Origin of the sequence: Gimesia chilikensis (assembly GCF_007744075.1) — a bacterium.
In the GTDB taxonomy this organism is placed as follows: Bacteria; Planctomycetota; Planctomycetia; order Planctomycetales; family Planctomycetaceae; genus Gimesia; species Gimesia chilikensis_A.
This window is the reverse complement of the sequence record NZ_CP036266.1, coordinates 7,383,352-7,405,607: the sequence shown is the minus strand read 5'-3', so window position 1 is coordinate 7,405,607 and position 22,256 is coordinate 7,383,352. Positions and strand designations below refer to the sequence as shown.

15 protein-coding genes are annotated in these 22,256 nt (G+C 55.4%); 5 read left to right on the top strand and 10 right to left on the bottom strand.

Going from position 1 to position 22,256, the window contains the following annotated elements; translation table 11 throughout:
* Positions 1 to 102: 102 nt before the first annotated feature.
* Both HG66A1_RS27965 and HG66A1_RS27960 read right to left on the bottom strand, forming a co-directional pair.
* Positions 103 to 1,581: a sulfatase-like hydrolase/transferase gene (locus HG66A1_RS27965; protein WP_145192122.1), complete on the bottom strand. Its 1,479-nt coding sequence runs from the start codon at positions 1,579 to 1,581 to the stop codon at positions 103 to 105.
* A 70-nt stretch (positions 1,582 to 1,651) separates the two neighbouring features.
* Positions 1,652 to 2,959 carry a phenylacetate--CoA ligase family protein gene (locus HG66A1_RS27960; RefSeq protein WP_145192119.1) on the bottom strand — a complete coding sequence of 436 codons (1,308 nt, stop codon included), beginning with the start codon at positions 2,957 to 2,959 and terminating at the stop codon, positions 1,652 to 1,654.
* 310 nt (positions 2,960 to 3,269) lie between these two features.
* Between HG66A1_RS27960 and HG66A1_RS27955 the strand changes: the two genes are divergently transcribed.
* The gene (locus HG66A1_RS27955) at positions 3,270 to 3,842 is read left to right on the top strand and encodes a hypothetical protein (RefSeq protein ID WP_145044696.1); all 573 of its coding nucleotides are present in this window, start codon (positions 3,270 to 3,272) and stop codon (positions 3,840 to 3,842) included.
* A 62-nt stretch (positions 3,843 to 3,904) separates the two neighbouring features.
* Positions 3,905 to 5,827: a DEAD/DEAH box helicase gene (locus HG66A1_RS27950; protein WP_145192116.1), complete on the top strand. Its 1,923-nt coding sequence runs from the start codon at positions 3,905 to 3,907 to the stop codon at positions 5,825 to 5,827.
* Positions 5,828 to 5,830: 3 nt separating this feature from the next.
* On the opposite strand, the gene HG66A1_RS27945 is transcribed toward HG66A1_RS27950, so the two are convergent.
* From HG66A1_RS27945 to HG66A1_RS27930, 4 genes are all read right to left on the bottom strand, one after another.
* On the bottom strand, positions 5,831 to 7,111 hold the full coding sequence (locus tag HG66A1_RS27945; protein ID WP_145192113.1) for an alpha/beta hydrolase family protein: 1,281 nt from the start codon (positions 7,109 to 7,111) through the stop codon (positions 5,831 to 5,833).
* A gap of 116 nt (positions 7,112 to 7,227) precedes the next feature.
* Positions 7,228 to 7,662 carry a diacylglycerol kinase family protein gene (locus tag HG66A1_RS27940; RefSeq protein WP_197993696.1) on the bottom strand — a complete coding sequence of 145 codons (435 nt, stop codon included), beginning with the start codon at positions 7,660 to 7,662 and terminating at the stop codon, positions 7,228 to 7,230.
* A 14-nt stretch (positions 7,663 to 7,676) separates the two neighbouring features.
* Positions 7,677 to 10,730 carry a hypothetical protein gene (locus tag HG66A1_RS27935; protein ID WP_145192107.1) on the bottom strand — a complete coding sequence of 1,018 codons (3,054 nt, stop codon included), beginning with the start codon at positions 10,728 to 10,730 and terminating at the stop codon, positions 7,677 to 7,679.
* Positions 10,731 to 10,974: 244 nt separating this feature from the next.
* Positions 10,975 to 12,339 (bottom strand): glycosyltransferase family 39 protein, encoded by a 1,365-nt coding sequence (locus HG66A1_RS27930; RefSeq protein WP_145192104.1) that lies wholly within the window; start codon positions 12,337 to 12,339, stop codon positions 10,975 to 10,977.
* Positions 12,340 to 12,806: 467 nt separating this feature from the next.
* Here HG66A1_RS27930 and HG66A1_RS27925 point away from each other — a divergent pair, with 467 nt between their 5' ends.
* Complete coding sequence (locus HG66A1_RS27925) at positions 12,807 to 15,101, top strand: efflux RND transporter permease subunit (protein ID WP_145192101.1); 2,295 nt, start codon at positions 12,807 to 12,809, stop codon at positions 15,099 to 15,101.
* Here HG66A1_RS27925 and HG66A1_RS27920 read toward each other — a convergent pair.
* From HG66A1_RS27920 to HG66A1_RS27905, 4 genes are all read right to left on the bottom strand, one after another.
* Entirely contained in the window at positions 15,090 to 16,211 is a 1,122-nt protein-coding gene (locus tag HG66A1_RS27920) for a citrate/2-methylcitrate synthase (protein ID WP_145192098.1), read from the bottom strand. The two genes, HG66A1_RS27925 and HG66A1_RS27920, sit on opposite strands and share 12 nt — an antisense overlap.
* Before the next feature lie 177 nt (positions 16,212 to 16,388).
* Positions 16,389 to 17,357, bottom strand: a complete 969-nt coding sequence (gene hemC, locus HG66A1_RS27915; protein ID WP_145192095.1) for a hydroxymethylbilane synthase — start codon at positions 17,355 to 17,357, stop codon at positions 16,389 to 16,391.
* A 78-nt stretch (positions 17,358 to 17,435) separates the two neighbouring features.
* Positions 17,436 to 18,620 carry a DUF502 domain-containing protein gene (locus tag HG66A1_RS27910; protein WP_145192092.1) on the bottom strand — a complete coding sequence of 395 codons (1,185 nt, stop codon included), beginning with the start codon at positions 18,618 to 18,620 and terminating at the stop codon, positions 17,436 to 17,438.
* A gap of 73 nt (positions 18,621 to 18,693) precedes the next feature.
* Entirely contained in the window at positions 18,694 to 19,452 is a 759-nt protein-coding gene (locus HG66A1_RS27905) for a ComF family protein (protein ID WP_145192089.1), read from the bottom strand.
* 138 nt (positions 19,453 to 19,590) lie between these two features.
* Here HG66A1_RS27905 and hpnE point away from each other — a divergent pair, with 138 nt between their 5' ends.
* Both hpnE and HG66A1_RS27895 read left to right on the top strand, forming a co-directional pair.
* Positions 19,591 to 21,045: a hydroxysqualene dehydroxylase HpnE gene (gene hpnE, locus HG66A1_RS27900; protein WP_197996845.1), complete on the top strand. Its 1,455-nt coding sequence runs from the start codon at positions 19,591 to 19,593 to the stop codon at positions 21,043 to 21,045.
* 10 nt (positions 21,046 to 21,055) lie between these two features.
* Positions 21,056 to 22,114 (top strand): potassium channel family protein, encoded by a 1,059-nt coding sequence (locus HG66A1_RS27895; RefSeq protein WP_145192084.1) that lies wholly within the window; start codon positions 21,056 to 21,058, stop codon positions 22,112 to 22,114.
* Positions 22,115 to 22,256 lie beyond the last annotated feature (142 nt).

The following is a 22,256-nucleotide window of genomic DNA, read 5'->3' as shown; positions in this document are numbered from 1 at the left end:
GGTATGTGTAAATTAGTGGGAATGAATTCTGGTTCATTCAGTTTGTATGGGGATCACAGTCTGGGTGAGAACTGCGATTATAACATGCCCGGAAACGCGATTTCATTCCGAATCGAAGTATTTTTTCACGATCCAGTCAGGTTGATGTGCGTCCGGTTTTCGCTTGCGGCCCGTCAGGTCGATTTTTTCTGACTTGGGATGTTCGGATGTGAGGGGCTGTTTGTCGTCCGTTTTCTGCTGCCACTCTTTCAATGTTGTCAGCATCTGTTCGATGCGTGCCTGTTGCTCCGGGTGTTCAGAGAGATCTTTCAACTCAGCAGGATCGTTTTTGAGATCGAACAGCTGTGTTTTATTGATCTGTGGATAGCGGATCAGCTTCCAGCGGTCATCGCGGACCGCCCGCATCAGATCTTCGTAAGTCGTAAACAGTGAATCTCGCACACCTTTCTGCTTGCCTTGCCAGATGGGAGCCAGGTCTAAGCCTTCCACTCCAGAGGGAACACTGGTCTGGGTCAGGTCGCAGACTGTGGGAAAGATGTCATAGAGATAGACGAGGGCCTCGCTCGATTCATTCTGCGGAATACCGGGGCCTTTAAAAATCAGGGGAGACTTCATGCTGTGTTCATACAGATTCTGTTTTCCCAAAAGCCCGTGACTGCCCACCGCCAGACCGTGGTCTGATGAGAAAATCACGATCGTATTTTTGTCGAGCCCCTGCGTTTTGAGCGTTTTCAAAATACGGCCGATCTGCGAATCCATGTGCGTGATCATCGCGTAGTATTCTGTCAACTGCTCGCGAACGACTTCCGGCTGACGCGGCCAGCCGGCCAGTGCTTCATCGCGACCGGTCATCCAGCCATTGTTGAACGGGTGCTGAGGCATGAAGTTTTTGGGAAGTGGTGGCTGTTTGTCTTTGTATATTTCCATCGCGGAAGCGGGAGGCATCCGTGGATCATGGGGTGCAGTGAAGGCGACATACGCATAGAACGGTTTGTTCGCGGGCTGCGTTTTCAGAAAGTCGACGGTCGCGTCAACGAACAGTTCGCTGGAGAATTTCTCTCCCATGCGTTTGTTCTCAAATTTGCCATCCTTCAAATCAACCACGGGGACCTTGAGGTGGTTCGACATACCTCCCATGAAGGCGGCTGTTCCCAAAGTGAAACTTTTCTGGAACGATTCGCGGTGGTTGTGCCACTTCCCGGTGCCGAAGGTCGTGTAACCGGATTCTTTCAGCAACTGGGGCATCGTCATCACCCCTTTGAGATCCATGGGCACATGATAGAGGGAGCGTCCGCTATTGAGCATGGCCCGACTCGGCTGGCAGACTGCGCCATGAATCGACCCCATGCAGTACGCGTTCCGAAAACTGAAACCGGCCTGTGCCAACTGATCCAGATTCGGAGTTTGAATGTGAGGATTCTGATAGGCACCGAGGGCGTCCGCACGCTGGTCATCGCTGAACAGGAACAGAATGTTCGGACGCTGGGATGCTTTCTCTGCTGCGGAGACGGCACTCGGACCGATGAGCACGCCCAGCGGGAAACAGAGGATTAGCAGCAGGTATCTCAGGTAGGTAGTCATATTCAGGTTCCTGATTGTGATGAGCGACAGATGGAGAGGGAACCGCTGATTCCTGTTTCAGCGAACTGCCTCAGTCGATTTTGAAGAACCGCTTTCCTTTCAGTTCAAAGCGGGGCAGGGCACCAGGGGCAACCGTGGTGACCTCAGCATTGAAGTTCAACCGATCTTTGATCGCATGGCTGACTTCATTAACGATCTGTTTCTGCTGGTCGGTGGTCGAAAGGGATTCTATCGGTTCCAGTTCGATTTTCATGTGTTGCATGGCGCGAATGGTGCGGACCTCGATCCGGTATTCGGCTACCTGCTCGAACGTACGCAGGATCGCTTCCAGGCTGGAGGGGAAGACGTTATTTCCGCGAATGATCACCATGTCGTCTGCTCGACCCAGGATACCCCCTTTCAGACGCAGCAGGCTGCGACCCGAGGGGCAGGGGGTGGTATCTTCACAGACCAGGTCACCGGTGCGATAGCGGATGAGCGGGGATCCGACGCGGCCCAGGTTGGTAATCAACAGCTCGCCTTGTGCTCCACGTTCGACTGGTTGCAGTGTTTCCGGATCGACGATTTCGGGAATGCATTCGGTTTCGAGAATGTTGAGACCGCCCGGGTTTTCGAGCGGCTCAATTCCGAGGGCGCCGATTTCGGTCATGCCCCAGTGATCGAATACGCGGGCGCCCCAGCCCTGGCCGATCCGCTGTTTGGTCGCTTCGATGTTGCCCCCTGGTTCTCCGGCAACCACGAGTGCCCGCACGCGGCTGCCTGCCAGGTCGATGTTTTCCGCCTCCGCGACTTCGGCCAGACGCAGGGCGTACGTTGGTGTGCAGCAGACGGCGGTGATTTTGTTGTCGAGGATCATTTTCAATCGGGCTTCGCTGCCCATGCCACCACCGGCCAGACAGAAGTTGCCGCGACGGGTGGCCCCTTCGAAGGCTGCCCAGAATCCGACGAACGGTCCGAATGAGAAGGGAAAGAACAGGCGGTCTTCCGGAAAGAGACCCACCATACGATAAATCTGTGCCCAGCATTCCCCAAACCAGTCCCAGCTGGCTTTGGTGTCCAGCCAGCGCATGGGTGAACCGGTGGTTCCCGAGGTCTGATGCATGCGTGTGTAAGTTTCAAGCGGGTAGGTCAGGTTGGTGCCATACGGGGCGTTTGAGAGATGATCCTCAACCAGCTCGGCTTTGGTCGTGATCGGCAATTTCTGCAGGTCCGCGAGGCTCTGGATCGAGTTGACGTCGACACCCGCGGCGTTCCACTTCTGCTGCCAGAACGGATTCGAGGCCGACACCTCTTTCAGAAGGTGTTGCAGTCGCTCAAGTTGGCGGGCTTCTAAGGCGTCCCGATTCAGGTTTTCCGGCTGGCTGTCAGATGGATTCATAAACTTGCTTGTCTGGTTGGAGCAGGGGCATGGGGGAGATTTCTTGCAGGTATCCCTTATTCTGCCGCAACTTGAGTGATTTTCCAACCTAATGAGCAATCTCTACCGGAAAAAACTGTGCTCTAGGCGGCTGATGAGAGAATCTGGAACCAGTTGTTATTTCAAGGGTTATTGAAGTGAAACTATCTAATACGACCATTCCAACAACCTCTCAAGTCATGAAATGAGGAGGACGATGATATCGATACAGTAGGTTTTCCTGATTGACGAAAGAAGTACGGTTCAGATGAGAATCAGGATCACCTGATCATTGTCGACAACACAAGAACTGACATCCGGAGAAGAGAACTTTATGGCCGCGGACGGTAACAGCAAAGAGTTGAAACTGGGATTCCTGACCACGATTGAATGCCCGGATGGGGCGCTGATCGGAGGCCTGCTGGTGACGAATCATTTTGGTCGTCCCCTGGAATTTCAATGTACGACTCCCGTCAAACCGAACCGGACACAAGAGGTATTGTATGGACCGACGCTGGTTCCGTTCCTGCTGGGGGAAGTGATTGGCCAGACGCTGGTTGACAAGATGAACGTCAAACCGAGCCTGATCCTCGTAGAGCAGGAACAGGCGCTGGAACTGCAGAACCATACGTCGATTCCGGTCGCCATCCTGACTGATGTGGAACAACTGATCGAAGAGAGTGACGCCTACCTCACAGAACAGGTCGGGCGAAACCGGCTGCGGTTTGATGCTGCACATCAGATTGGAAAGTCTGCGATTGAAAAGACGAGTCAGCATATCCCCGGAGATGCTGACCTTGGGGAGCCGTTTGAACGTGTGCGTGAAGCCTTAACAGAAGCGGTAAAGATGGGGTCCTCCCGTTAGACCGCTTTCTGAGGCAGCGTTGAATTAATTTATCAGGCACTACTTCCAGATCAGGCAGAAACGTGGATTTTACCGAGTCATCATTCCAGCAACAACAGGCACAACACAAGGTACCTCACACGGGGGGACCGCATTTTCTTCCCCCTTCTGCAGCCCCCGAAACACAATCCATTTCCGACACGGATCGCGAGGAACTTTTACGGCAGATCAGCAGTGACACGGTCCCGCTGACAGTCAGTACGTCCGTGTTTGCGTCCGGCATGAATGGTGCCCTGACCCGGAAATTTAATCTCGATGCTACTGAAATCGAACTGATTGAACGCGCCGGCCTGCAGCCCAAATGGAAGCCGACCAGGCCACGTGTCAGAACCTTCGGCATGACCTTTCCCGACGGCCTGGAGTTCATTCCGCCCAAAGAGGAGAAAGAAGACAAGCCCGAACTGAGCAAAATGAAAGGCCCGGAAGTCGAGGGCGCAGAGGCTGCGCCGCGCAAAAAGTCGACCCGGCTCAAACCGCCGGCTAACGCGCTTTCACTCGAAGACCGCCTGTTCTACCTGTTGCAGCCACCGCTGGAGACCTGGCTGGCCGGGCAGGAACTGATCATGCCTTTCGAACCATTCCCCTATCAGTATGAGGGGATCGCCTGGTTGTTCTCTAAAAAGTCCGCGTTGCTCGCTGATGAAATGGGACTGGGGAAAACCATGCAGACGATTACCGGCGTGCGTCTGCTGCTGCGTAGCGGACAGGTGCGTCGGATCCTGCTGGTCTGTCCCAAACCGTTGATTCCTAACTGGCAGCGCGAGTTCAAATTCTGGGCCGAAGAGCTGCCGGTCACCGTGGTACAGGGGGATACGAATCGCCGCCGTATGATCTGGGAAATGCCCAATACGCCGATCCTGATCGCCAACTATGAGTCGATGGCACGCGACTTTGAAGCAATGGGAGAAGAAAACCTGCCTCGCTTCGATCTGGTGGTGCTCGACGAAGCACAGCGGATCAAGAACCGAGATTCACGGACGGCAGACGTCGCACGATCGATTCCCCGCAAGCGGAGCTGGGCATTAACGGGAACGCCGATTGAGAATCGTCACGAGGAAATGTCGTCACTCTTTGAGTGGATGGAGATCATCCCGCCCCGGGGCACACCCGACCTGCGTCAGTTGCAGGCGCTCTCGAAAGAGTTCATTCTCCGGCGGACCAAAGACCTGGTGATGACCGACCTGCCGCCCCGTCTGGACCGGCCCGCTTACCTCGATCTGAATCCGGCGCAACGGATTGCTTATGAAACAGCTGAGAAAGATGGTGTGATCCAGTTGAATGAAATGGGTGACTCGATCACGGTGCAGCATGTGTTTGAGCTCGTGCTGCGTTTGAAGCAGATCACCAATTTTGATCCAGTGACCGGCGACAGTGCGAAACTCGACCGCCTCGAAGCCGACATGGAAGAAATCGCTGCCTCGGGGGGAAAAGCGATTCTATTCAGCCAGTGGACCAAGCCTTTGGACTTCATGGCGCAGCGGCTGGAACGTTTCGGGACCCTGGTTTATCACGGGGGGATTCCCACGAAACAGCGCGAACCGATTCTGGATCAGTTCAAGCACGATCCCAATTCGCATCTGCTGTTGATGAGTTATGGTACCGGGGCCGTCGGATTGAATCTGCAGTTCGCCGGTTACGTCTTCCTGTTTGACCGCTGGTGGAATCCAGCGATTGAGGACCAGGCGATTAACCGTGCGCACCGCATCGGGCAGAAAACGCAAGTCATTGTCACCAAGTTTGTCTGCAATAACACGATTGAAGAGCGGATCGACATGGTGCTTGAACAGAAGCGGGAACTGTTCCGCTCGATTCTGGGCGATGGCGATACGACCTGCGAATCGCGCAGCCTGACCGCAGCCGAGATCTTCGGCCTGTTCGATCTGAAGCAGAAGAAAGGGGATACGACCCAGAAGATCGCCCCCAAGGTTCCGAACTCAGCTGCCTGATCGTTACTTTACCAGTTTCGAAGAGAGCGGGCTGGAGGTCATAGCGTCCTGTTCATCGGTCACATTGATGAACCAGATGACGGCGTTTTTCGGGGGCGCTGGTCCGGTGATATTTGTGCCTTCAATCGTCAGAGGTACCGCTTGCCATTTGCGTTCGAGGTTCGGTCCTTCGTCCGTCGTATATTGCAGGACCGCCGATTTCAGTTTGACCGGCTGCTTCAGTTCGGCGGTGATCTGTTCTCCCTGGATGACCGGTTTCTGAACAACGGCCAGCGGTGCTGCCTGCTTCAGCTTTTCATCAAAGAAGCGGGCGATCTCTTTCGGTTCCCAGCCTGCCGGGTGGCTGTGCCGCATTTTGACTTCGATGCGAATGTTCTTTGGAGTGGATGCGGGGACCGCTTCGTAGCTGCGCTGATAGGCTTCGAGCCAGTAATGAAAGTCGTTGGTACCATTCAGGAATAAGATCGGCATCTGAACTGCCCGCAGATAGTGCCCCGGGTCATAGAGTTGCATCCAGCGCTTGGCGTCTTCGTCGGGGAGTTGGTTGATCGACCGCTCAAATACAGAATGGTTGTTGAGAAATCCACAACCATAAACGGGAGCAGCTGCTTTAAATCGATTGTCCAGCCCAGACACGATGCAAGTCAGATAGCCCCCCCAGGAGATACCCGTGACGGCGGTTCTGTCTTTGTCGACTTCGGGGAAGGAGCGAATCAGCGAGTGAGCCAGGATCGCGTTGGCAGGGGCATGGTAGCACCAGTGTTCCGATTTGTCGTCTTTGATTGCGTTGAATTTTTCCGTATGAGACTGGTTCGGTCCACCTGCTGACAGGCGCTCGCGATGCTCGCGTTTGTGTGGATTCTTCCCTTCCAGCGGACGGCTGCCGGCCAGGTCCATAGAGATCGCTGCATAGCCCTGCTTCGCCCACAGTTCGGCCCATTCACGAAATGCGGTCCCTCCTCCGCCGTGAATCAATACAACGCCAGGGTAGGTTGCCTGCTTGTCTTTAGAGAGACCCAGTGTACGGGGAGAAGCGTAGTAAGCGAAGACCTGGGTTGGCTTCCCTTTGTATTCCAGTCCCTGATACAGGAGCTCGTGAACCGGACCGCTCTGGTCAATCCATTCAAATTCGGGGGTCTGGCTGAGTGCTGTCAGATCCCAGGGAGTCGATTCCGGCAATCGAGGATCCGGTTTAATGACATCAGCGGCCGAAGCGACGTCGGCACTGAGCAGGGTAATTCCGCAGAGCAGGAATAAGATGATCGAAGTTCGTTGTTGTTTCATCAGCAGCGCCACCAGTGATATCAGGTTCGAATGGATAAGTGTTTTGATGATTATCCGATACGACTGAGGCAGAAGCAAGACTCTGATGAAAATAGGGTTCTCATCGCTACTGTTTGCTAAAACAGTAAGCGGTAAATTGCAGAGCAGAAAATGATCCCGATGGTGATGATCGAACCAATGATACTCACGCCGACCGCTGCTGTTCCGACTTTGAACGTATTCTGTGATTCTGCCGGCAGATGGCTTCCCAGCAGTTTCCAGATGGACTTCAAGACCTGGTTAAACATTTGCGCACAGAGCACGGTGGTCATAGCCAGAATGACGATCGCCCAGTGTGTGGCTGACAGGCCCAGCAGCATGCCTGTGGTGAGTACGGCACTGCCTGTGAAGAAGTGGATGAAGAACGAGCTGTCCAGGCGCACGCCGAACGTGATACCCCGCTCGACATCAACCAGGCGCTGCCGCCATTCGGGACGGATTTTTTCGGTGTCTGAATTTCCAGCAGAGTGGATGCGAATATTTCGTGACTGCGTTTCCGGTGATTGTAACACTGTCGAAATTCCTGTTATTGAGGCGGATTGCCAAAGAGTGAATTGAAAGCCCCTGGCCCGGCTCCAAAGTTTCCAAAACGCGGCATAATGGTTAAGCCGATTCCGGCATTACCCGTACTCTGATCGTAGTTCATTCCGAGGCTCATGACGAAGTCCGCCCCGGTTCTGGTGAGCATGAAGGTCTGTCCGCGGTTCATGTTTTCGCCCAGGTCGTATGCGGTGCTGACACCCGCACTCCATTTTTCGCTCATGACGTAGTTCAGTGTGGCAGAGATGATCTGGCTGTCCAGGCCGCCGCCCCCTTTGATCTGTTGTAATGCCACGTTAACCGTCATGCGGCGGGTCCGTTGACTGGTCAATGACACGTCCCACAACTGCTGTGCGCCATCGAACAGGTCGTAATAGGCGTTGGCTGCCAGCGTTGTTCGGTCACCCAGGTACCAGCGGTAACGTCCACCCAACAGACCAAAGTCTTCGCCAAAGTTGTCACGTGTCGCGTCCGGGAAGTAGGACGCTTCCAGATCCAGGCTCATCCAGTCTTTGATCCGTTGTTGATCGGGGGGACCCGTTTTGGTCTGCAGACGATGCCGCCACGCCATCCGCAGGACCTGTTGATCGTCGACCATTTCGTAGTACGGATCGGTCACACCCCGTGCGGCTCCCGTTCGGACGGCGTAAAAGCGGGGGTCGAACTGGGGAGGCAGCGTACCACCGAATGTGTTGATGACCAGACGTTCGCGGAATCGTTCCTGAGCGTTGTCATCGAATTCATTGTATTGTGCGATGTTGGTCAGGTTTTCACTTGAGTCGCTGAAGGAGTAATCCGCTTCGAGCACCATCTTGTGAGCCAGACCGTTCAGATTGAAAAACGGATTGTAAACCGTGGGGAAGACTCGCTCTGCCATGATGCTGCTCCGCAGACCGGCAGAACCATACAGACGATCAATCTGCTGTTGTTGCAGACCCTGTTCCCAGTAAGCCGCTTCCCCCATGACATAAGGAGTCATGATGAAGGGCCCCAGATTGAAGGGGGCTTCCAACTGGTTCCGGGTCATCGCGACCAGTCCCTCTGAATCCGCAACGAAGGGCAGGGGAGTAAAGACATCCTGAGAGGGGTTGTATGGTGCGGAGCCGGGCTTCAGCTTTCCGTAACCGACGGAGGAATGGGAAGTCCAGTTGACCAGGTTTCCGAAGAGGGGCTCGCCCAGCAGGAACAGATCCGCTTTGGGTAGCCAGTCTGTGGTGGTTTCGAATCCGTTCAAACGGGTTCGCCCAATCATCGACCAGGACCAGTTCTCCTGTTGCTGCTTGAGGTGCAGCAGGGTTTCAATATCTTTGCCGGTGTCGAACGTCTCTTCAAAGTATTCGTTCAGGAAGTTTCGGTCTGAGAGCAGACCACCTTCGCCGGTGAGTGTCATCCCGAACGGCGATTCCTGACGATGATGCATATTAATGAAATAGCGGTCCTCAGTGGAGGGGACCAGAGCCCGACGGTCGGCACCCAGGTTATCGAGACCGGTATCGTGAATGTAGAACATCTTGGCGTCACCGCGGAAGACATTATCGAAGCCCAGCATGTTGGCTCCCTGATAGTCTCCCGACTGACCGATGCCGACACCACGGTATGAGTAGTAATCGACCTGACCTTCCCACTTCGTGCCGGGCAGACGCTCGAGGCCGAGCAGTTTATACATATCCCATTCGGTCTCAACCTGAAAACCGAAGATCCGGTCGTTCCCGAATCTCAGACCCGTGATTGGAAAATAGATATCCTCGGCCGGGCTGGAGACGTAGGGCAGATAAAACAGCGGTACGTCACCAACCTGGAAGGTATTGTTCGAACTGGAAATCCAGGCGCGCTTATTCGGTACTGGTTCATTCGTGAGCGGATCAATTTGCGGTGAGCCTGTTCCCAGCCAGGGAGTTGTATAGCGATCTTCGATGAACACATCCGAGGATTGAATTTTGTAGCCCGGCTTTCCAAACTGGCTGCCTGTTGCCCAGGCGTTCTGAGCCAGATAGGCCCCTTTCGACAACTGACGGATCTGGCTGGCCCGGACGCGGACGTCTTCTCCCAGTTCGGGGATATACGTTTTGAGTTCCGCGTCCAGCAGCACGCCCCGTTCTTCCCGGGCATCGTAGTAGGCACGGTTGGCCTGGAGATAATAGGTTCCCTGCCGGATCTCGATATTGCCTTCGAGGTAGATTTCGAAGGGTGTTTCTTTGGACTGTCGGATTTCCGAGTTGAAGTTCTGCGTATCCCGTCCGTCGGTCCAGATGATAATCCGATCCGCGGACATGTCGACCATGCCCAGTCCTTCCACACCGTCGATCAGCAGGTTGACCCCGCCGGTAATCACCCAGATCTGTTCCGGGGGAACGGTATGTGTCGAGGGAAAACTTTGTACGTTGTAAGGGACCGCACTCCGGGGGAACAGGCGAATGCGGCGGAAGCCGACGTTCATTTCCGGTTCGGGCATGGGAGCCAGTTCCGGTCCTTCGATCGGCGGTTTCTCGACGATGAACTGGGCACGCTTCAACTGATGATCGTGGGGCATGCCCCGGCGTTGTGTTGCTCGCTTGAGCAGGGGATCATCCTCGGCGGGCGTTCCGTTCGTCGGGCGACGGTATTTGGTTTTCAAACCGTTCTGCGTGACCAGATTGACGAGCAGACTGTTCTCGCTTTGGGATTCTCCCGGCAGATCGACGCGGACTTCCCCTTCCAGATAGACCGAAATGCGATCCGTCTTACGGGATTTGGCATGCCAGATAACCATCTGTCGCGAACGGAGAACAGCGTCGCCCTGTTGAATGCGGCAGTTCCCTTTCAAAATCGAAACATTGACGAAATCCTGTTCCCACTGCTGGGAGTATTCCGCCTCGATCTGGATCGATTCCTGTTCCGATGGTTCGTACTCCGACTCTTCGTAAGACGCTTTGGGAGCACCGAAGAAACTGGTCTGAGCAGGCGCAACGGTGGTGACACCGCCGAGGATTGCAATCAGCAAAATCACTCGCCAGATACGAAGCGAAACATACCGAGAATCGGAATAGATCTCGCCCGACACGGGCACTCCTGAAGTGATAACCGGGTAGGTCAATCTTCTGATGAGAGGATAGGATCGAAGTGGAATACGCTCTGCTGCCAAGGGTTTAGCAGTAAAGAGGGTAACGATTTGAGGTCGGCAGGCGGTAACTCAGTCTGTCGACCCGAGATAAATGGGTGCGGATTATAGGTCGATTTCTGAAAGAGTGTCAATAACAATCACTGGCCGGGAATGAGAGTCAGCCTGCTTGTAAGTGATTGATTATTCAGACTTTAGGGTGATCCGTGTTCGGGCGGGTCCAGAGTCGGTCGATTTTGCAGAAATGAATCAGATGGGACCAGCCGAAAACGCTCAGCTGGGCGATCGCAGGCACCAGCGGCGCCCGCATTCGCATGTTGGTCCAGTAGAACAGATGCACGATGGTAAAGCTCACCAGCAGCCAGATTAGTGGCGACCAGTTTCGCTCTCTTTTCCAGACTACCAGGCACACTCCCCAGAGACAGCCCAGCAGGACAACAAAGTAGTAGCTCGCCACTCCCAGTAGCAGGGTTCGAGAGGGTGTCTGCCCCGCACTTGCGAGAGGGGCGATATTCCAGAAACGCTTGAGTCGCAGCAGACATGACTGGGCAAACAGCGAAGGTTGGGATGAAATATTCTGGCGTGCCCGCTGGTACATCCAGCGATCCCGTTCCTGTTCGGTCTCGAGGGCTGGCTGCAGCTGCGCGATATCCGCCTCCAGACTTTTCTGCCAGGCATCCAGGCTCTCACCTGTCCACACCGTTCCCCAGGGCTGCTGCACCACTTCATTGTAAAAGACCGGATTATTCCCCAGCAGGAGCGTGTATCCGCCATGCGTGGTCGTCAGAATTGGTGCGCGAAACACGACCAGATTGCGAATGAGCCAGGGGGAAACAGCCAGTAAAATTCCCGCTGCCAGAAATGCGAGCTGCTGGCTGACAGATGCGGGGCGTGACTCCTCACTGTTTGAGAGCAGTCTCTGTTTCAGTGAATCCGCCAGGCGGATCACCAGCCAGATACCCAGAAACGCCAGAAAAGTGGGCCGGCAGAGAATCGCCAGCCCCCAGACGGCGCCGGTCCAGAACAGCAGGGGTTTGTTGGTTGACGCTGATAATTCCTCTGAACGCGTGGAAAAACTGCAGACCAGCAGGTAGAGCAACAGGCTGCATAAGAACGTGGCCAGCACTTCGGTCATGGAGTAAGAGGTGTATTGCAGCAGAATCGGATCCGTCGCCACGATTCCCGCTGCGAGCACAGCGGCCCATTGTAACTGTAATCGCTGCCCTGTTTTCCAGGTGAACCAGACGGTGGCGATCCCCAGCAGGACCTGAAGGATCCCTGTCACCTGGGGACCCGCATTCAGATAGTAACCCACGGCCAGCAGGCAGGGGTAAAGGGGCGGACGAAAGGCCGTCGGTTCGAGGTCCTGTCCCGCCTCCATGCGACTTGAAGTGAAACCATTTCCCGCAGCGAGGTTACGGGCAATCGCGATGTAGGCATCCCGGTCTTCCCGCAGTTGATCACTCTGCCGCATTACGATTCCCAGTCGCAGACCGCCTGCCAGGAGTAGAATCAGTACAAGGGCCGTCGTTAAGAATCCGGTTTTGGTCACAGACAATGTTCCACTGTGGAAAAGCGAGATCCCGGGGGGACAACCCGACTGGATCGGCGTATTCTCGATCTGGTGTTTCGATTCCCCAAAGTATTAACATTACGGCAGTTAACCAGTGGGAAGACTGCCCTAAGTATGCAGATCTCACACGGCAGAAACAAGGGGACTCTGCTCACCAGAAAAGGGGTTTATGTGATTTCTGACGTCTGTAGGGACTGAACAGACCTGCGATTCGAAACGATCCAGATATCAGGAAATATCGATGCTGCAGGTTCTGAAGTATGCCCGTTGGAAAAAAACAACACGATGCAAAAAAGGCACACTTTGTCGTGAAATCACGGTTTCCGTGAGCTATAGTTCGACAAGAGTATCTGGGTTGCGAGAGCTGCGGAAGTTTTCCTGCATTATCGTAACGGGCCGAATTTTAATCGTATTGCCTGTCGGGCAACAGGAAGTGGTTTCCCCTTATGAGTCGTCAACCAGAGAGCTGGCTGGAATCAGGGGTAAACCTGCTCTATAAACTCCGCTGGGGCCTGCTGGTCGTTTTTTTGATTCTGACCGGCTTCGCTTATTTTCCAGCGTCGAAGCTGGACTTCGAACAATCGATTGAATCTCTCTACGCTAAAGATGACCAGCACCTGCTCGATTACCTCGAGAGCAAACGGCTCTTCGGCGGCGATGAATTTGTATTCGTCGCTTATACCGTACCAGGTCTGCTGGGCGAAGAAGGATCCCGGGAAACTGACGAGCTGAAAGAGGTCCGTAAATTCTCTCAGGAACTCAGTCAGGTTCCGGGTGTCAATACAGACGTCACACAAAACCTGGCCAATGCGCTCAGCCCTCCGAAATTAAACTTCCTCTTGCGGGTATTGATTCGACAGAAACGTGATGAACTGATCGAACTTTCGCGTGGTGTGCTGATCGGTGACGACAACGAAACCACGGCCATCGTCCTGCGCCTGCTTCCCGAAGATCAATCACCCGTTCCCCGTGCTGAAACATTCAAACAAATCCGCGAGCTGGCACATGCTCACGAGCCCCGCGCCTATGTGGTCGGCGAGCCCGTGCAGGTCTATGACATGTTCCGTTACGTGGAAGAAGATGGCGATGTGCTGTTCAAAGTCTCGCTCAGTCTGCTGGCGGTCGTGCTGCTGCTGTTGTTCCGTCGGCTGCGCTGGGTCGCCCTCCCTTTACTGGTTGTGATCTGTTCCATCTGGTGGACCGAAGCCACACTTGTCATCGGCAATCTCCAGTTGAGCATGGTCAGCTCCATGTTGAATTCCCTCGTAACGATCATCGGCATCGCGACGGTCGCACACGTGGCCGTCCACTTTCAGGCCCTGCAGCGCGAGAACGTTCCCCGTCCCGATGCGATCCGCCGGACGATGGTCGAACTATTACCCGCGATCTTCTGGACCTGTGCCACCACGGCAGCCGGATTCCTCTCGTTGTTGACCAGTGAAATCGCTCCTGTCCGCAGCTTCGGTATCATGATGGCGCTGGGAACTCTGATGGTACTCATCGCCTCCACGGTCCTTCTGCCCGGCGGAATGTCTTTGGGATATCTGCGTCAGCCTTCAAAACAGTCAGACGATAAAGGTCTGGCCCGAAAGCTGAAACAGGTCGCTCAAATGAATGAGCGTTACCCCAAGCGGATTCTCTGGGGTTCGCTGATCTTCGTGATTTTTGCTGCTGCCGGCTTCAGTCGCTTAACCATTGAAACGGATTTCAGTAAAAACTTCCGCGACTCCAGTGAGATCGTCAAGGCGCTCGACTTCGTCGAAACCCGGCTTGGCGGTGCTTCCACCTGGGAAGTCAACTTTCCTGCTCCCTCTCAACTGAATAAGGAATACCTCGACCGCGTCCGGGCTCTGGCGGAAGACCTGCAACAGGTTAACCCTCCTGACAAAACACAGTTAACTAAAGTCATCTCCATTACGGACACGCTCGACTTCGTGCCGTCAAAACCGTTCGCCTCCGACCCGATCCAGTCCAAGCTCGACCAGATCGAAGACCTGCAGGCGGACTTCGAAAGCAGCCTCTACAATCCCGAACAGGGTCGCATGCGTATTGTCCTGCGGGCCCTCGAACGACAGTCGGCTGAGGAAAAACTCTCCCTGATTCACAAGGTCGATGCCCTCGCGAAAAAACATTTTCCCGGCTCGGAAACGAAAGAGTCCGATCAGGATTCAAAGTCTGTTCATGACGAGCCTGGTAAGGCCGCCGGTATTTTTATTCTGCTCGCCTATTTGATTGACAGTCTGCTCAGGGACCAGCTTTACAGCTTCCTGCTCGCTGCCACCAGTATCTGGTTAATCATGTCACTCGCCTTTCGCAGTCTGAAACTGGGACTGATTTCCATGGTTCCCAACCTGTTTCCGATTGTCGTCGTGATTGGTGTCATGGGCTGGACCGGACTGACGTTGAATATCGGTACCGCCATGATCGCCAGTGTTTCAATGGGACTTACGACCGATTCGAGCATCCACTTTATCTCAAGCTTCTTAAGAGCACGTTCGCGCGGTGCTTCTACAGATGAAGCGCTGCGATCAACTCAGCACAGTGTCGGCCGGGCAATCATTTATGCCACGTCCGCCCTGGTTGCCGGCTTCAGTGTACTCACCCTGTCGCACTTCATCCCCCTGATTTATTTTGGGGCGCTGGTGAGTGTCGCTATGGTGGGCGGCGTTTTTGGTGACCTCGTCCTGATGCCCATTCTGCTGCGACTGACCTATCCCGACAAAGCGGAATCAGCTGCGTAACGGCATCGGTTTGTATTTTCGCTGATCCATGCCCACATAGCGTGAGAGCGGCTGGTACAGGTGATTATTCTCCGTCTGTTCGACGATGTGTGCCACCCAGCCTGCCATTCGCGAAACCGCAAAGATCGGCGTGAACAGCTCAGGCTCGAAGCCCAGGTAATGCAGCAGTCGACTCGCGTGCCATTCCACGCGGGGATGAACGCGGGAGACTTTCGCCATGACATCTTCGATCGCATCCGCGGTCGCTTCCATGGCATTCAGGCCCAGTGCATCGGCAACCTGCACACAGTAATTCTTCAGGACCGCTGCCCGGGGATCGCGTGGTTTACGCGGCGAGTGCTGGAAACCGAGTACCCGACGTCCCTTGGTGATTTCCTGGCAGGCCCACTCTTCTGCATTTCCTGAGTGCATCGCTTCCTGTAATGCATCCAGAACGCCGGCTCCGGAGCTGCAGTGCAACTGGCCGTTCAGCGAACCGATGGCGGCATTGATCGATGAATACAGGGGACTCCCCGTCGATGCTACCACGCGGGCGGCAAAGGTGGATGGGGCCAGACCGTAATCGGCCTGTGAGATCAGCAGGGCATTGAAGGCTTCTTCTTCGAGCTGAGTCGGCTCGTCCCCTTTAAGCATGTACCAGAAACTGCCCGCATATGAGTGCTGGAAGTTAGGCACCACCGGTTTCTTCCCGTTGACGTAATGATAACGGAACGAGATCAGTTGCGGCAGCATCGCCAGCAGGTATTGGGCATTGGAAATGTCCGACATGAACATTCCGTATTCCATCTGCGGGTCGAAATGTGCCAGCAGGCTGACGCCGCTGCGGACCACTTCCATCATGTCGATGTGCGGAGGAATTGATTCCAGAGCCTTCAACACGGGGTAAGGGAGCTGACCCGATTCGATCAGCATCGTCTGAAAGTCAGCCATCTCTTCGTGGCTGGGAAGTTCACCGTGCAGGAGCAGGTAAGCAACTTCGAGGAACATGGCCTCGCGGGCCAGTTCATCTACCAGGTAACCCCGATAAGTTAAACCATCCTGGATTTGTGAGATTTCAGTTTCCGTCGCGATGATCCCGGTTAACCCGGGGCGATAAGGGTGACGTTCCATGTCTCAAACCTTTCGCTCTTCCTGAATACGATTTTGAGAGGCAGTCCATTTGCACAGAGTATAACCCAAGTGAATCACAGAATCGACATACGTTACAGCCTGTTTTTTACATGAATAGGGAAATAATTTACAGGTCCTTTTTTTGGGTTGACGTCCCGCCGCCCAGTCGTTCGCGATTCAGGGGGCCTCCGGCGAGCCGGGACCGGGCGAAATCAACCGGTCTGCCCCCGCTTCCAGCAGTGCCTCCGCAGCCTTGATCCCGGTCTCCGCTGCCGCTTCGAGTGGACCACTCTCGGAAACGAAGATCCGCTCCTGACCGTCGCCGCTTAATACGACTGCTTCCAATGTCAGTTGATTCTCTTCCAGTCGAGACAGACTACCAATCGGGGCATGGCAGCCCGCACGCAGATGCGAAAGCAGACTCCGTTCCGCCGTGGTTGCGGCACGCACCGCGGGATCGGAAATCGCTCCTAGAATTTCAATGGTTTCGGTATCGTCGTCCCGGCATTCGATGCCCAAGGCGCCCTGACCGACGGCCGGATAGACTTCCGGCGGACTCAACAGCAGCCAGTTCCTTTCGGCCAGCAGTTCCAGTCGCACCATTCCGGCTTCCGCCAGACAGAGGGCGTCGTATTCGCCGGAGTCCAGTTTCTTCAGACGGGTCTGCACGTTTCCGCGGACTTCGAGCATTTCCAGGTCACTTCGCTGATGCAGCAGTTGAGCCCGGCGCCGCAGACTTCCCGTTCCAATCCGTGCCTGTTCGGGCAGATCAGCCAGCGACTCAATCGGCTCGGAACCCTCGGGCAGAATCAACACATCATACAAGGGACCCCGGTCCGGGATTCCCGCCAGGGTCAGACCGGGAGCCGGCTCGGTCGGTAAATCTTTGAGACTGTGAACCGCCAGATCAGCCCGTCCGTCCAAAACCGCTTTCTGCACTTCGCGTGTGAAGACACCCAGTCCGCCGAACTGGGACAGTGGCGAGGTCAGATCGCGGTCACCTTCCGATGTGATGTGCACGATTTCAATCGGCCGTCCGCTCCCCTGAGCTTCCAGCAGGGCAGACACATGCTCTGCCTGCCAGAGCGCCAGCTTGCTGGCCCGGGTTGCGATGCGCAAGGGACGGGGTTCCGCTGTCTGATTCATCAGTCAAATTTGCTTTCTATCCTGCGTATTCTGTTTCCATGTGTCTCTGGACCGAATCGATCAACGTCAGACCGCGGTCTATTTCTCTGGTGGCTGCTCTGAAGAGTCAGTGGAATTTGGCTCGGAAGCATCAGTCGTTTCTTCCGATTCGGAATGTTCGCTGGCGAGTGTGGTGGTCTGAGTCGTGGGTTCGGGCGGGGCGATCTGAACTTTGAAGCCGGCCAGCTTGCGATCGCCCAAAAGACGCTTGCCCAGTTCCTCCCGCAGCAGTTCATCAGTCACTCTCTGTTGCGGAGGCACCAGCACTCCACATGACAGGCAGAACTGAAACGCCTGGTCGACGGTGATATTCAAATCCACAATCTCGCTTTTCGGAACGCTCATCGTATACCCGGTCACCGGCATCGGGGAGGTGGGAATCAGGATCGCCACCAGGGGTTCGCCCGCAGTGACTGTCATCTCCAGCATGCTGTCACCCGTGACAAATCCCAGCGACCAGATGCCGCGCCGCGGGTATTCCACCGCAACCACGCGACTGTAATCGACCGTGCGTTCGCTGAAGAAGAAGTCGGTCACCTGCTTCACCGAAGAATAAACGTTGCTCACCACAGGCAGTCTCGCCAGTACGCCCTGTTCGAACTTGTAGACCATCCAGGCACCAATCCGGGCCGTCACGAAACGTCCCAGGAAGTACAACGCCACAATTGTTAACGCGACCGCGACCGCGCTCAGGTTGAACAGACTTTTGAACCAGCGGGTCGTCGCCAGTTCCATGTACAGCCCCATCGCCGTTGTCGGCATGTCAGAGGGGCGAATTCGTTTGGCCACTTCCCGATAGTCGGTGTAAGGTACCGCCCGATCTCCAAACGGGACCCAGGCTTTGTCCGTCAGCTGCCGTCGGGGGATTCTTCCCAGCGTCTGATCGTCAATTGCTTCCAGCTCTGCTGCATCTGCTCTGCTGACCAGGTAATCCTTGCGACAGTATTCCAAGGGGGGCAGACTTTCCAACTGCACGAAGTTATCCCGCGGCTGCGAATCGTCGGTGAAGTAGGCGATGCAATAGCGCACCGTGGTTGTGGTAGGCGTGATGATATAGTCATTCACGATTCCCGCAACCCAGATGACGATCACCAGCGTCAGAATCGGCGGCAGGCTGATCGCCAGGCCCCGCAGAAAGAAGTGATGGGTTCTCCCGATCTTTTTCTTCTCCTTTTGTTCAGGCGAATTCTTACCAGGGGGTGGCGGTGTGGTACTCGCATCCATCGAGATAACTTACCTTATCTGTTGTATCCACTGAAACAGCAGCCATTTCCGTGGAGTATCGATCTTAAATCTTTTATTGGCCCAGGGCCCTGGCAATGACTGCCACGTTGATCTCGCGGGCTCCTGCCTCCAGCAGCGCCTGCGTCGCAGCATTGGCGGTTGAGCCCGTAGTCAGGACGTCATCCACCAGTAAAATGCTCTGCCCCTGGATTCGCCTCGCTCGACGCACTCGAAACGCATCCCGTAAATTTCGTCTTCGTTCTGAAGAATTCAATCCGAGCTGCGCAGGGGTCCGTTTTCGTTTCGCGAGTATATTCACGTCGAAAGGGGCTTGCAAGCGGCCCGACAATGCCTCACCAATCAGAGTCGACGGATTATGAGACCGGTAGAGCCGGGATGTCCAGTGCAGCGGGATCGGAATGATCAGATCAAAGTCCATCTTCTCCAGTGTTTCCTGATGGCGGTAGTATAGTAGATTTCCCAGGCTCACTCCCAGAGGGGCTCCCGGGTTCTGCTTCAGTTTTAAGATTAATTCGCTCAATGGCCCCTGATATTGTCCCAGGGCAATCGCTCGCTTGAATAAAAAACGATCTTTCCTGCAGTGAATGCAGCCGGAAGACGTCTCTACATGCGGTCCCACTGGTGCACCGCACCGTCCACACGTGTGAGCCATCAGGGGGGCGATCTGGTCGATCCGGGGCCCGCAGTTCGTTCCCTCGCACAGCCGGTCTTCACCGCATAGTACACACCGGGGCGGATAAACGAAATTCCTCCCCGCCTGCAGCCAGCCGCGGGAAAGTGTCTCAATCAGGGGAATCCCCGAATATTTCATGATTTCACCAAAGTCACTACTGGGATCTCAGCTGATTTTCGATATCCTCACATCTTAAGGCAGCAGTCCCGGAAAATACAGATCCAATGTACAGATGGGGCGATTTCACATGCACGGCACGTTGGTCAGGGAAAGTCATTGGAAGACAGCAGCACAGCAACAGTCATTGTCGGAGGCGGTCTCGCCGGCCTGGCCTGCGCTGCGGCTCTCGCGGAGCGGAGCCAGCCTGTCATGCTGCTCGAGTCCCGACCTCGACTCGGGGGGCGCGCGAGCTCCTTTGAAGACCAGCAGTCCCAGTCGCTGATCGACAACTGTCAGCACGTCAGCATGGGCTGCTGTCACGAATTCAATCGCTTCTGCGAAACCGTCGGCATCGCCGATTCCTTTGAGCGAGCCGAGCAGCTCTACTTCATCGGTCCCCATCAGAGCGGTCCCGTCAGCACCGACACCCGCTTTCAGGTGAACCGCTTTGCCTCCAGTCCGGCGCTCCCCACACCCCTGCATCTGTTTCCCGCCTTCGCGCGACTCTCCTATCTCAACTTCCGCGAGAAACGCGAACTGGCCCAGGGGCTCAAACAGCTCGCACGCACCCGCGTCAATCCGGAAAACGAACCGACCATGGCCGACTGGCTCCAGGCACACGGGCAGTCGCAAACCGTCATCGACCGCTTCTGGAACGTAGTTCTTGTCAGCGCACTCAGCGAAAGCCTGGACCGCATCAGCCTCTCGCACGCCCGCAAGGTTTTCGTGGATGGCTTTCTTCGCGCCCGCGACAGCTGGCAGGTTCTGATTCCCACTACGCCCCTCGAACAGTTGTACGGCACCACAATCAGTGACTGGCTGACCGCACGTGGTACTGAAATCCGTCTCAAGACCGGCATCAAGCAGATCCACATCACCGAGGGCAAAGTAACCGGCGTCGAACTTCGGGATGGTACTCACATCGATGCAGACCGCGTCGTGCTCGCCGTTCCCCACCAGCGCGTGCTCGATCTGTTGCCTGCCGAGTTCCCCGGTCGCACAGAACTGTCGCGCATCGAACAGCTTGAAGCGGCCCCTATCACCAGCGTCCATCTCTGGTTTGATCGCGAAATCACACCGCTCCCGCATGCGGTCTTCGTGGATTGTCTTTCTCAATGGATGTTCAACCGTACGCAGCTGATGCAGCAGGAGCACGACGGACGCTGGTATTACCAGATCGTCATCTCGGCCAGTCATCAACTCACCGCAGCCGGACGCCAGGGACGTTCGCAGGAAGAGATCATCCAGGAAGTCATCGCCGAGCTCACCCGGATCTGGCCTGTCACCGCAGAGGCCCAACTGCTGCATAGTCGCATGCTCACCGAACATCATGCGGTCTTCTCCGTTCAGCCCGGCGTGGAACAGCTCCGCCCCGCGCAACGGACGCAGGTCGCAGGTCTGTATCTCGCCGGAGACTGGACTTCCACCGGCTGGCCCGCCACGATGGAAGGGGCTGTTCGCAGTGGATTGCTCGCGGCCGAGGAACTGCTCCACGATCTGGGGAAACCCGAGTCATTATTACTGCCTCCTGAAAATACGGCTTTTCTATCCAAAATGCTCTTCAGACTGTAAACTTTCACGCATGTTTCAGCAGCTTACCTCAACCCTGGATCCAAACCGCTCGCAGAAGCAGTCGCTTGCGCACTTCTTCCGCATCATGGTTCTGTTGATCGGCTTTACGATTTTCGGAACGGTCGGCATTCGGGTGATCGAAGGTGCTTCCTGGCTCGACAGTCTGTTCATGATCGTGATTACCGCGACCACCGTCGGATATGAAGACCCGGTGTCGCTGTCTGATAACGGCAAAATTTTTATCATTTTCTACCTCATGTTTGGTCTGGGGATTTTCACCTACAGTGTCTCCCAGCTCGGTCAGTGGATTGTGCGCCAGCAAATGAGTTCGGTTCTGGAGAAACGACGCATGCAGAAAACAATTGCCAATCTGGAAGGTCACTACATTGTGTGTGGCCTCGGTCGGATGGGACACTCCATCTGTGAGTATCTGCACGAACGCGAAAAACAGTTCGTGGTCATCGACAGCAATGAAGAACGCCTGGAGCAGACCTGCACTCCCCGCAACTGGTACTACATCCAGGGCGACGCCACCGATGACCAGGTCCTCAAAAGTGCCGGCATCGAACGGGCGGCTTCCCTCGCAGCAGCCCTCCCCGGAGACGCCGACAACGTTTACGTGGTCCTCACCGCACGGATGCTGAATCCCGGCTTTCAGATCATCGCCCGCGCCAGCGACGACAAGGCCGGCGAGAAGATCAAACATGCCGGTGCGAATCGAGTCGTCAGTCCTTTCCGCAGCGGTGCCGTCAAAATCGCCCGCTTCATGATTCACCCCGCAGTCGAAGATTTCGTCGAGGTCGCCAGCAAACATGTGGGTGGGTTCGAAGTTGCCGACCTGCAGATCACCGACGCCAGCCCCTACTGCGGCAAGAAACTGAGTGAAACCGATCTGAGCACCAAAGGCATAATGGTGGTTGGCATCTGTCGTCCCGGTCATCAGCCCCAGATGCCCCCCTCCAGTTCGTCGATTCTCAACACGGGCGACAGTATCTTCGCCCTGGGTTCCTCGGATGCGATTACGCAGCTGATGGAAGAATTCAATCCGCCCACCGAGACATCCGCCTGACAAAGGCCCGCGGTTTCCGTTCGCCACTACCTGCCGCGCAACCTGAATCTGCCTCACCACTGTCTCAGAGGAAGTGCATAAACTCCCCTTGATCGCCTCCCGCCGATGCGTATGCTGTTCTAACTTTGGCTCGCGCGCGAGA

Coding starts and splice junctions, on each gene's coding strand:
- HG66A1_RS27905 (WP_145192089.1), bottom strand. CDS start 19,452: ATGAAATATTCGGGGATTCCCCTGATTGAGACACTTTCCCGCGGCTGG.
- hemC (WP_145192095.1), bottom strand. CDS start 17,357: ATGAATCAGACAGCGGAACCCCGTCCCTTGCGCATCGCAACCCGGGCC.
- HG66A1_RS27945 (WP_145192113.1), bottom strand. CDS start 7,111: ATGAAACAACAACGAACTTCGATCATCTTATTCCTGCTCTGCGGAATT.
- HG66A1_RS27895 (WP_145192084.1), top strand. CDS start 21,056: ATGTTTCAGCAGCTTACCTCAACCCTGGATCCAAACCGCTCGCAGAAG.
- HG66A1_RS27910 (WP_145192092.1), bottom strand. CDS start 18,620: ATGGATGCGAGTACCACACCGCCACCCCCTGGTAAGAATTCGCCTGAA.
- HG66A1_RS27925 (WP_145192101.1), top strand. CDS start 12,807: ATGAGTCGTCAACCAGAGAGCTGGCTGGAATCAGGGGTAAACCTGCTC.
- HG66A1_RS27960 (WP_145192119.1), bottom strand. CDS start 2,959: ATGAATCCATCTGACAGCCAGCCGGAAAACCTGAATCGGGACGCCTTA.
- HG66A1_RS27920 (WP_145192098.1), bottom strand. CDS start 16,211: ATGGAACGTCACCCTTATCGCCCCGGGTTAACCGGGATCATCGCGACG.
- HG66A1_RS27965 (WP_145192122.1), bottom strand. CDS start 1,581: ATGACTACCTACCTGAGATACCTGCTGCTAATCCTCTGTTTCCCGCTG.